The organism is Vibrio sp. 1288, assembly GCF_033344475.1.
The window spans coordinates 1-773 of the sequence record NZ_JAWPOX010000387.1; the positions used below are offsets into that span (position 1 = coordinate 1).

Annotated in this window: 1 protein-coding gene and 1 pseudogene; both read right to left on the reverse strand. The window is 49.8% G+C overall.

The annotated features are described in order from the left end of the window. Nucleotides 1–65 precede the first annotated feature (65 nt). Nucleotides 66–137, reverse strand: a pseudogene (locus R8O11_RS26935) (ParA family protein); the annotation flags it as partial. Nucleotides 138–145: 8 nt separating this feature from the next. Beyond that, on the reverse strand, nucleotides 146–773 hold a 628-nt coding region (gene cheB, locus R8O11_RS26940; protein WP_318194839.1), incomplete at its 5' end, for a chemotaxis-specific protein-glutamate methyltransferase CheB.

The window sequence follows — 773 nt, forward strand, 5'->3', positions numbered from 1 at the left end:
GTCGCCAGTGACGCATGAGGATCTGTTTCGACCATCAATACACGATGACCTTTCTGACTCAACTAACCTGCTAGTGTCACTGTTGATGTGGTTTTTCCTACCCCACCTTTTTGGTTAGCTACACTCCAAACGATCATGATTTATCCTACGCTAAACCCACTTCCACCAGCATGCGTTCTGCAATTCGGTCAAGAGGTAAATCTTCAGAAGAAATGCCCGCTTTAGCAACAGCTTGAGGCATACCGTAAACCACACAGCTTTCTTCGTCTTGTGCCCAAATGGTTGAACCTGCCGATTTCAGCATACGTGCACCTTCTCGGCCATCTGCACCCATTCCGGTGAGCACCATAGAAAGCACTTTGTCGCCGTAAACTTTCGCCGCCGAGCCAAAGGTCACATCCACACACGGTTTGTAGTTCATGCGATCACCGCCATCAATGATGCGAAGGCGAGCAGCACCTGCACGACCATCAATCATCATTTGCTTGCCGCCTGGCGCTAGGTAAGCCACACCAGCTTGTAACACATCACCGTCTTGTGCTTCTTTCACTTGAATCTTACACAACGTGTTCAATCGACTTGCAAATGCCGCCGTAAATGTCGCAGGCATATGCTGAATCAGCACGATTGGATGTGGGTAGTTCATCGGCAGACGAGTAAGAATTTTTTGTAAAGCAACTGGACCACCAGTGGATGTGCCAATCGCAGTTAACTGGTATTTCTTACCCGATGCGCGGAACTTGGTTGCTGCCGGTCGAGCCGGAGCCGATGCG